General features: G+C 55.2%; 7 protein-coding genes. 6 read left to right on the top strand and 1 reads right to left on the bottom strand.

Annotation, left to right across the window (positions count from 1 at the left end):
* The first annotated feature begins 198 nt into the window (after window positions 1-198).
* From CGZ80_RS26645 to CGZ80_RS26665, 5 genes are all read left to right on the top strand, one after another.
* On the top strand, window positions 199-1,881 hold the full coding sequence (locus CGZ80_RS26645; protein WP_094418850.1) for a formylmethanofuran dehydrogenase subunit A: 1,683 nt from the start codon (window positions 199-201) through the stop codon (window positions 1,879-1,881).
* Window positions 1,878-2,831, top strand: a complete 954-nt coding sequence (gene fhcD / locus CGZ80_RS26650; RefSeq protein WP_094418722.1) for a formylmethanofuran--tetrahydromethanopterin N-formyltransferase — start codon at window positions 1,878-1,880, stop codon at window positions 2,829-2,831. Before CGZ80_RS26645 ends, fhcD begins: the two co-directional genes overlap by 4 nt.
* The gene (locus tag CGZ80_RS26655; protein ID WP_094418723.1) at window positions 2,828-3,601 is read left to right on the top strand and encodes a formylmethanofuran dehydrogenase subunit C; all 774 of its coding nucleotides are present in this window, start codon (window positions 2,828-2,830) and stop codon (window positions 3,599-3,601) included. Before fhcD ends, CGZ80_RS26655 begins: the two co-directional genes overlap by 4 nt.
* A 127-nt stretch (window positions 3,602-3,728) precedes the next feature.
* Window positions 3,729-5,276 (top strand): Gfo/Idh/MocA family protein, encoded by a 1,548-nt coding sequence (locus tag CGZ80_RS26660; protein WP_094418724.1) that lies wholly within the window; start codon window positions 3,729-3,731, stop codon window positions 5,274-5,276.
* 153 nt (window positions 5,277-5,429) lie between these two features.
* Complete coding sequence (locus CGZ80_RS26665) at window positions 5,430-6,164, top strand: peptidoglycan-binding domain-containing protein (RefSeq protein WP_143544179.1); 735 nt, start codon at window positions 5,430-5,432, stop codon at window positions 6,162-6,164.
* 165 nt (window positions 6,165-6,329) lie between these two features.
* Here CGZ80_RS26665 and CGZ80_RS26670 read toward each other — a convergent pair whose 3' ends face one another.
* Window positions 6,330-6,821: a YbhB/YbcL family Raf kinase inhibitor-like protein gene (locus tag CGZ80_RS26670; RefSeq protein ID WP_094418726.1), complete on the bottom strand. Its 492-nt coding sequence runs from the start codon at window positions 6,819-6,821 to the stop codon at window positions 6,330-6,332.
* Between the two features lie 676 nt (window positions 6,822-7,497).
* Here CGZ80_RS26670 and CGZ80_RS26675 point away from each other — a divergent pair.
* Window positions 7,498-10,224, top strand: coding sequence for a hypothetical protein (locus CGZ80_RS26675; protein ID WP_094418727.1), 2,727 nt, complete (start codon window positions 7,498-7,500; stop codon window positions 10,222-10,224).
* Window positions 10,225-10,435: the final 211 nt, after the last annotated feature.

Here is a 10,435-nt window from a genome sequence, read left to right on the forward strand (position 1 = left end):
CGAGTGCTCGCTGCCGCCCCCATGCAAAGGAGGCACCGATTTTTTAGACTAAAACCATTGCTGGGCCTCAACAGCACCAAGCCCCTCGCAGGAACCAGCTTGCCCCGATCTCGCCCCGCCGACGAATAAGCCTAGCGAATTGGTGCTTTGACGCAAATGATCCCTCCAGCTGTCAACGAAGGATGGCGACAACGCGGAATGAAAACACTGATCCGAGGCGGTCGAGTCATCGACCCGGAATCCGGAACCGACCAAACGAAGGACTTGTGGATTGATGGCGATCGGATCGTCGAGCCCGCAACTCTGGACTCGAATTCGGCAGACCGATTGATCGATGCCAGCGGCTGCGTCGTCATGGCCGGCGGTATCGATATCCACACGCACATCAGCGGCGGCAAACTGTCCTTGGCACGTTTGCTGATGCAAGACAGCTTGGAACAAGAGGCGTTCGAGCTCGGTCGCCAAGCGATGGATTGCGACTACCTACCGGCCGCCGCGATCACCGGTCAACGTTACTTGGAAATGGGATACACGGTGGCCTTTGAACCGGCCGTGATCCCATGCAATGCCCGCGCGGCACATGCCGAGATGGCTGACATACCGGGTCTAGCGACCGGCGGTTTTTGTTTGCTTGGCAATGACGAACTGCTACTGCGATTGATCGCCGCGAACAGTCCGCAAGCGTTGATCAACGATTACGTCGCCTGGATGGTCCGCGCCACACAAAGCATCGCCGTCAAAGTTGTCAACGCAGGCGGGATCTCCGCGTTTAAGTTCGGCGAACGCAACTTGGACGTTAACGAACTGCATCCACATTACGGCATCACTCCCGGCGACGTGATTCGTGTTCTCGCACGAGCCTGCCACGAAATCGGCTTGGTCCATCCGCTGCACATTCACTGCAGCAACCTAGGCGTCCCCGGCAACATCGATTCGACGCTCGCAACCATCATGGCCGCCGACGGCTTCCCGGTGCACCTGACGCACGCCCAATTCCATTGCTATGGCAAAGGCGAACATGGCATGACGTCGGCCGCCGAAAAACTGGTTGCCGCTTTGCATTTGCACCGAAACGTCACAATCGACGTTGGGCAAATCATGTTCGGTCAAACGGTCACAATCAGCGCCGACGCCCCGCACCAGTTCGACAATCGCGGTCACGCTTCACCTCGCAAATCAGTGATCGCCGACATCGAGTGTGAAGCCGGCTGTGGCGTGGTGCCGTTTCGTTACCGCAAGAAACAATTCGTCCACGCGCTGCAGTGGGCAATCGGACTGGAGTTGTTTTTAAAGATCAACGATCCAAGCCGAGTTTTCTTGACGACCGACCATCCCAACGGGGCGCCGTTTACCGCGTACCCGCATTTGATCCGGCTGTTGTGTGACCGCACCTTCCGCGAAACTGCACTCGCAGAAATCGATCAAGACGCGGCGGCGTCCAGCTCGCTTGCCGGCATCGACCGCGAATATTCGCTCACCGAGATTGCCACGATGACGCGGTCGGCTCCCGCAGCAATCCTGGGGCTTTCCGACCGAGGTCACCTCGCCGCTGGCGCGATTGCCGATGTCGTCGTCTACAAGTCCGACGAGAACGCCGAGACGATGTTCCGCTCGCCACAACATGTCTTCGCGGGTGGAAAGCACATCGTCGATCGAGAGAACAATCCTGGCGGCATCGACCTTGAAATCGCTCGCACGATGGATCACCAAACGCTGATTGCCGATGTCAGCTATGACCCGGCAAGCGTCGACCGGTTTCGATCAATGTACAACGAACACTCGACCTTCGATTTTTCTCGCCTCGCGATCAGCGACGATGAACTGCATTCGACCATCAACTCGCGTCCCGTCCGGCAAACCACCAGGGGCCGGACATCATGAGTGATCCGCAAGAGAGCGACTCCGACGAGACCGCACCGCTACAAATCAATGGTGTCACCATCGAACCGACCTTCGCGGAAGCGTTCGATATGAAAGCGACGCGTGTGATCGTGACCGCGATCGACGCTTATTGGGCTCGCCAAGCGGCTGTCGCGATGAGCGGTTTTGGCACTAGCGTCATCGATTGCAAAATCGAAATCGATATCGAACGTGAGCTCACCGCGGACGAAACGCCCGATGGTCGCCCCGGATTCGCGTTGCTCGGATTTGCGATGTCCGGCGACGGCTTGGACAAACAAATCGTCCGTCGCTGCGGACAGTGCGTGCTGACCTGTCCGACAACATCACTGTTTTCGGGAATGGAACACCTGCGTGACCAAACCGACAAACGCGTCGCCCTCGGCAAAGCACTCCGGTTCTTTGGCGACGGACACCAGATCAGCAAATGGATCGAAGGGCAACGCTACTGGCGTGTTCCGGTAATGGATGGCGAATTCCTTTGCCAGCACGACGCGCCCCGTACGGACGGCATCGGCGGTGGTAATTTTTTGCTGGTTGCCGATTCGATTGGCGTCGCCCTACAAGCCGCGAAAACCGCGGTGGATGCGATCGCCCCGCTGCCCCGTGTGATCGCACCGTTTCCAGGCGGCGTTGTCCGCAGCGGATCAAAAGTCGGTTCCAAATACAAAACACTGGTCGCTTCGACCAACGACGCGTACTGTCCGACACTGCGTGGGATTGTCGATTCCAAGCTAACGTCGGACCAGAATGCCGTCTTGGAAATCGTCCTTGATGGGTTGGATTTTGATTCGATCGCGACAGCCATCGGCACCGGCGTTCACGCCGCTTGCGAAGCGTTCGGACAAAAGGGTTTGCTTGCCATCACCGCCGGCAACTACGGCGGCAAGCTCGGTCGTCATCACTTCAAGCTACATGAGATCTTGCGATGACGCGTTGGACACTCACGCTACAGCCACACCCCTTTCAACGCATCGATGCCTCGACGCTGCGGCGCAGTTGGCTGGCTGACAAAACACAAGCACAGATCGAAAAGTCAACGCTAGTCGCCGACGGAATGCCTGTTCCGTTTGGTGACCTGTTTCGCATCTTGGTCAACGAGAGTGAGACGGACGAGATCATTATCGAAGGCGACGCGGAGCGATGCGATGGTCTCGGGGCGCTGCATGATCGGGGCGTCTTTCGAGTGCTGGGGCACGTCGGTGACTACGCCGGCGCAAGCCTGCGAGGCGGAACGCTCCTGATTGGCGGCAGCGCCGGTCACTTTGTCGGCGCACCTCTAGCGTCACGAAAAAGCGGCATGTCACGCGCGACGATCGAAATCACTGGCGATGCAGGTGATTACGTTGGGCATCGAATGCGCCGCGGTACGATCGTGATCGCCGGTTCGGCCGGAACGCACCTCGCGTCCTCAATGGTTGCCGGAACGATCGCCGTGGGATCAGACATCGGACACCAGCCATGCATTGGAATGCGACGTGGCACCGTGTTCCTGCCGGGTGCCTCAACGGCGAGCCTATTTGATTCGAAGTTGACATTTTCGGCCCCGTTTGACTACGACGCGTCGTTTCTGTCGCTTTACCAGTCACCGATGATGCGGCGAGTCCTTCACCCACTGATTGACAACGTTGTGAAACGGATCCGCGCCGATCGCAGTGTTGGCGGGCAGGGCGAAATCCTGACGATTAGCCAACAGTCCTGAATGCTAGTGCGAAACCGCTTCGGCGTTCAAAAGCGAGTCCTGCATGAAAAAAGCTGCGGCGACAGAACACGAGCGTTAAACTGAACCTCCACCAACCCCGCCTCTTCCCACCAGGAGTCCTTCTGTCATGGCTCGCATTACTCGACGTCAATTTTCGCTGACCTCTGCCGCTTCGATCGCTGGCCTTTCGATCGGCGTTCACTCCAGCAACTCTGTCAAAGCGTCCGATAGCCCGAACGAAAAACTTGGTGTCGTGGTGGTTGGTCTGAACAGTCGCGGGCGTTCGCACGTGGCAGGGTTTGGCAACGACAAACGGTGCGAGATCCGCGCGATTGTCGACATCGATTCGAAAGTCGCCGAACGCGCTGCCGCTGACATTGCACGCCGGCATGGCAAATCCCCCACGGTTTACAGCGACTTTCGAGAAATGCTGAATTCCGACGACTTACAAATTGTCACCGCCGCGACACCGAACCACTGGCATGCGTTGATGGGCGTCTGGGCGATGCAAGCTGGCAAAGACGTTTACATCGAAAAACCGATCAGCCACAACATCATGGAAGGGCGTTCGCTTGTCGAAGCCGCCAAGCGTCACCAACGCATGTTCCAAACGGGAACCCAGTGCCGCAGCAGCAAAGGCGTGATCGAACTCGTTGACTTTGTCCAAAGCGGCGGTATCGGCGAAGTCAAACTCGCGCGGGGGCTGTGCTACAAACGACGCAAATCGATCGGCCCACTTGGCGATTACGCCATTCCAGAAAACGTCGACTTCAACCTTTGGAGCGGCCCGACGACCTACACCGATCCCAAAGTTACACGCCAACAGTTCCACTACGATTGGCACTGGCAACGTCACTACGGCAACGGCGATTCCGGAAACCAAGGGCCACACCAAACGGACGTCGCACGATGGGGATTGGGACTCGAACGTCACCCACAATCCGTGCTGACCTATGCCGGCCGACTGGGCTATCAAGCAGAACGCAAAGACCCCAGCTATGTCGATGCCGGAGATACCGCGAACACACAGGTCTCGATCTATAACTACGGCGACAAAACAATCGTGTTCGAAACACGCGGACTGGGCGTCGACAACAGCGCTGACGAAGAAATCAACAAACTGTTCGGCAGCAACCGTGGCAACCGAATCGGTGTGATCTTCTACGGCAGCGAAGGCTATGCGATCCAAGGCCCACGATATGAAAACGGCGCCCTGTTTGACAAAAACATGAAGCTCGTGCGAGAGTTCAAACACGATGTCGCCGTTGACGGTGACCTGAACGACGTTCACATGAGCAACTTTGTCGACTCGGTGATTTCGCGCGATCCGTCGACGCTCCATGCCGACGCGACGTGCGGACACCTTTCCGCATCAATCGCGCATCTCGGCAACATCGCGTACTACGTCGGCCAAGACGAGAAAGCATCGCCCGAGGAACTGCAAAAAGCGGTGGAAGCATTCCAATCCTCCGACGACGATCTTGCCACGCTCAATCGCACACTCCAGCACCTACGCGATAATGGGGTGAAGCCAGAATCGGAACGCCTTTCGCTTGGACCGACGCTGCGTTTCGACCCCGAGTCGGAAACCTTTGCCGACAACGATGCCGCCAACGCGATGCTAACTCGCGACTATCGCGACGGCTTCGAAGTCCCCAAACCGGCCGACGTTTAAGATTCGATGTCCGCTCCGTAAACGGGGCAGTGGTGATCGTGCGCACGGCATCGCATCCTGGCACCAAAACGCTAGAATGCGGCGCAGCCAATCATTTGTATGCGTTGTCGTGTGCCACTTCCGTTTTTGTTCGCCCCATCGAGCTTGCCAAAGGTGACTCTTTCTATTCGCGCATCTGTCGGTCGCCATGGTGTCAACAAATTTGATGACACCAAGGCTGTACAGAACGCGATCAACGATGTCCCGCTTGATGACGGCGGATCACCGATTCCTCTGAAACCGGACGGTGACTGCGGACGAAAAACGATTGACGCAATTACCCGATTTCAAATCCATCACTTCGGGTGGCCAGGCGCTGACGGATTGATCGAACCGGGCAAACAAACGTTCAACCGGTTGTTGCTCTACACGTTTCCCGATCTAGAACTTCCGCCGCTACCCAAGCGACGTTCCGAACCAAGATCAACGAAGTTCATCATCATGCGTGAAAACTCGCGTGATTCATTCGGCGCCAGCAACCACGACTACTACTTCGAGATCCGCTCGGTACCGCATAATTTCGCCAGTGTCTATTACTTGGAACGACGGCCGATTCCCAAGCCTCGCCCAATCCCGACGAAATTCAACGGACACTTCTCAATCTTCCACACCAAGAAGCCGATCACGACGAAGGAATTTCAGTGCCAAGCGGTCTACTTTTCACGTGAGCAGGTCGAACAAAAAGTCGAAAGCCATCTGACACTGTTTCTCGACAGCGGAAACATCGAAATTCCGATGGACTCTCACTTAATCGGGCCGCACGGAATGGTTCGCCACAGCCAAGGCGGTGCGAGCACATTCCAATCCGGCCTCTTCGACTTTGTCTCGCTTGCCGATCAGATTTTCTAAGTCGACATTTTTTCTAAGTCGATTCAAATCGAACCGTTCGGGCGACTTCCAATGCGATCAAGAACGATCCGGGCAGCCAACATTTGGTCATCCCAACGCAATGTTTTGCCGCCCGTTCGACTAACTCCGGTCGCTCGATAACCTTCCTGGCAGTTCACTCGCGAGCTACACCGTTGCCCGCTGCGACGTACCGACCAGCTCCGATTCGGCCAACACGTGACCACTCATTGCCGCATCGAGTGCGGCGCGATCCGCACCGGGTGCGAGATCAAGCTTTGTGGACAATGCATACAGCTTGAATCGGTAGTGGTGCGTCTCACGATGCTTCAAGTGCTCAGGACCTTGGTACCCGACCTTGGGCCCCTTCAGTCCAGAGTGGCGTCCTTGAAGCACCCGGATTGGCATCTCAGCCGAAGGTTCAAGCGGCAGGTGCTCTGGAAGCTCTTCAAGGTCTGGCGGGATCTTGTAGACCAGCCAGTGAACACTCGCCTCCTCACAAGAAGCATCGGGATCCTCGCAGACAATCGCCAGCTCTTGGGTCCCTTCAGGTAATCCTCTCCATCGCAGTGGAGGAGAGATGTTTTCGCCGTCCCCCGTGTACTTTTCCGGCATCGTTGCCCCGTTAAAAAACGCTGGGCTCGAAATGGTAAGGCACATGGTACTCACCTACTTGCTAGTTCACGTCAAGCGCGACGACCGATCTTGGGTAGGGTGGAACAGAACCGCGACCGTTTTCGCGCAGAAAGGAAACATCCGCACTCTCAAATATAGCCGATCGCAACGCATAAACCGAACATAAAGGACGCGATTCCCACCGAGTACCTGACACTGTGCAGAAGACATCGGCCAATGCTTTCAAATCTATCTGACACAGATTCGGTCGCACACACTGACTTCGTTTGCGTGCAACGACCATGGTGTTGCACCTAACGTACCAAACATGAAATCTTTGGCATCATTCTGCGGCGAGTCGGGATCCCTCCAGGAGTGGAGCATGTTTTGAACATCACCACTGTTATTGAACACCCTAGCCTTGTGATCCGACTGTTTTACCTCTTGCCGCGGCATCCCGATCGCGTGCAACCAATACGCCCAAGGAACGTTTGAAATTGTGCTGTTTTTGCACACACAAATCGCTCACCGCGCATTCGCCAACTGTCCACTATTCGCCAGCAAGGCAAGCGAAGGAAACAAAACGGCAGCAACGATTGAGAACATTGCGTTCTAACGCCACTTCGTCGAGTGAGGCCTGAAGCCAGTAACTATAGTAACGCCATCGGGGCAATCGCAGCCCCACCGCAACGCAGCCTGTTCCTCTGATTCGACGATCACCATGAATTACAAGCTTGCCCTCGCCATCGTGACCACGCTCACGCTACTTGGCCACGAGACGCCCGCCTCCGCCGACGAGCCACCTGCAGCTGACTGTTGCAAACCGATGTTGTTACATGCAAAAAGCTTACTCGACGTTGCGACAATCCGCGCCGAGTCAAAGAAGGCCGCGTTGGCGACCGAAAACTCTCGCTTGAAAGAACTCCTCGCAGACAAAGCGGCAACCTACCTAGCCCGCGATCAAGCGAACACGCGATTAGGGACAGAAGACGCAATCGCGAACGCCGCCAAGACCGAATACGCAGCAGCCTCAACCGACCAAAATACTGCCGACTGGATCAACAAAAATTCAATTGCCGCCCAAACACGACGCACTATTGCCGACCTCAATGCCAAGATCACAAATACTGAAAAGGAAATCGAGAATGTGCAGCTTGCCGTCGCGAGAGCAAAGCTACTGCTTGAAGACGCCGAAGCTGAGAAAAAGTCAGCAGAACATTTGAATGCGGAAATCAAAAACTTCTGCAAATCAAAAGCAGTATCAGAAGCGGCCACGTCCGAACCCGCAGACTCTCAAGACGATGAAGTCACGCCTGGTAACAGCAACAGCACCTCGCCGCAGACAACGAGTTCTACAAAAATCATCTGTCCTGACGAGCTACGCAAGAAGCTGCTCGAGGGTCAACCGAACGTCCCCGCTGCGATCGAAGACTTCGACACAACCGACAAGGATGTTTTGCTTCACCGACTGGTGAATGCCGTGATGAGAGCGCAAACACTTCGCGCCCAGGTCGAAGAGATCCACGACCAAGTGGCTTCCTTGCAAAAGGAAAACGATGTCTCCAATAGTGACATCCAAGAAACGGTTCGCAAAATTCATGAATCCGTTCAAGAACGTTTGCACTGGATGCTCCTGATCCAAAAGCGTCTCGAACGAATTAAACCGCTTGCCTCGCAACTTCAAATTGACAGCGAGCAAGACCAAGTGAACTGTGGCAACGGCTCGTACGCCTTAAGCTGTGATTCATTGTGTACGGTCAAGAACAATCACCAGGAAGTCGTCGAACGCTACGCCGAAATCAAGAAACTGAATGAAAGCCTAGAACAGGCGACCCGGGAATCAATCTCAGATCACCTTCGACAACTGAGTACACTTTTTAAGAAATACAAGATCGTTACAGAAGTACCCGCCGCCCCTAAGGCTGAGTCGACTGCGGACCTGTTGCGCAAGCTATGGAGTTCCCCTGAAGCACTGAGCCAAGCAGTCGCCCAGTGCGCCCAATCAGCCCTGGAAACACTCCAATCTCAAAGGGCAATAACAGCTCGTGCGATTCGCGATCGTGCCGCACAGGAGTCACCAAGTATCGAACCTCGTGGTCACCTTGATGTCGAAGTGCTACTCCTGAATGACGAGTACAAAACGATTGCTAAACATTTAGCGGCTATTGAAGACACACGCTTGAAATTGCGAGTGAAGTTGCTCGCCTGCGACGAGGTCAGCGAGTCTTACGTCAACGACATTGCGACACAACTAAGCATCATCCTCACCGAAGTAAGCGGGACCGAAGCCAATCTTGCCTCGCTTCAAGCTCTCGATCCGACCGTTGCAGTCATCGAACGTTTGATTGCCGGCGATCATGAAATTTTTGCCCAGATCAACGCTGATGATCATTCAAAACGACTAGCGATCATCCAACAGATCAGACTTGAACTTGCCGAGTTGGAACGCCAGCGAATTCCCTCCGGCAATAAAATCGCTGACCATCGCCTACTCGAACAACTTGGCGATATCGCCGTCGATTCCTGCCGGAACCTTCGACATCTCTATCAACACTCGTCCGACGGCTTGGTCGCATTAACAGAACACCACCAAAGCTTGCACCAACTCTCACAAGAACTCGATGCGATTGTCATCCAGTGCGAAAACCAGCAACACTCGCTGGAAATCAAGAAGGAAAACACTGATCTAATCAGAAGCGAGTTTGACCGGATGATCGCTGAGGCACATGCAATTTCCGAATGCTTCGGTAGCTCGTTGCACACAATAGTCCAAGAACAAACGCAGGACGCCAAGAACGAAGAATACATTCGCTCACTGAGACTGACGCAACAACAGTTGCTCCTCGAGCGCGCGCAGAAGGACGCCGAGATGGAAGAGAAACTCGCGCAAATGCAGTGGAAAGTGGTCCAGGCAAATATGCGGGCGAAGTCCGCGAAGAAACGCAACCGACCAGACTCGAAAACTGTCTTCAACCAACCTGCACGATTCCCGATTCCTCGCTACAAGATTGACGGCGCGCCTGACGGACGGGACGGGTTGACGATCGCCGGTGGCATGAAACTTATCACACGCGCCGACGGCACCTACGAGGTCACGTTGCGGGTCAGCCGTACACAAGTTCCAGTGACCATCCGCCTGCAACTGGAACTCGACATCAAAGAACACGCACTACCAGTGACGATCGTGCTGCCTCCAAAGCACTTTGGTAACCACACCGAAACATCGCCATTCGCAAGCTACCTGGACAAATCTTTGGACGATAGCGCCGCAGGAATGCAAGGACAGTACGCCGGGATGCAGGACGACCAATGGTACGAAATTCGATTCACCGGATCGCACGATGCCTTGAAAGAAACGGGAGGGGAGATCCGTTCGGCGCGTCGCAAAGGCAGTGTCACGTTTGGCCATGGTTACCAAGGACTAGACGTCTACTCCGCATCCTACTAATTCGCCCAAGACGCTCGGCATCGCCTCTCGCCGACTTGAACCAAACTTTTCACTTGCAGCGTTTTTACTAACTGAAAACGCTGCCGGTCGCATTGGGTACGAACAAACGATTAGTGACAATCATGAGGTTCAACTAAAAGATACCGATTAGCCTGAATGCGATCCCCCCGATCAGCCGAACTATAGGGACAACCCCCTAAGGATGGTAGAA

Source organism: Rhodopirellula sp. MGV, from assembly GCF_002251265.1.
Taxonomy (GTDB): domain Bacteria; phylum Planctomycetota; class Planctomycetia; order Pirellulales; family Pirellulaceae; genus Stieleria; species Stieleria baltica_A.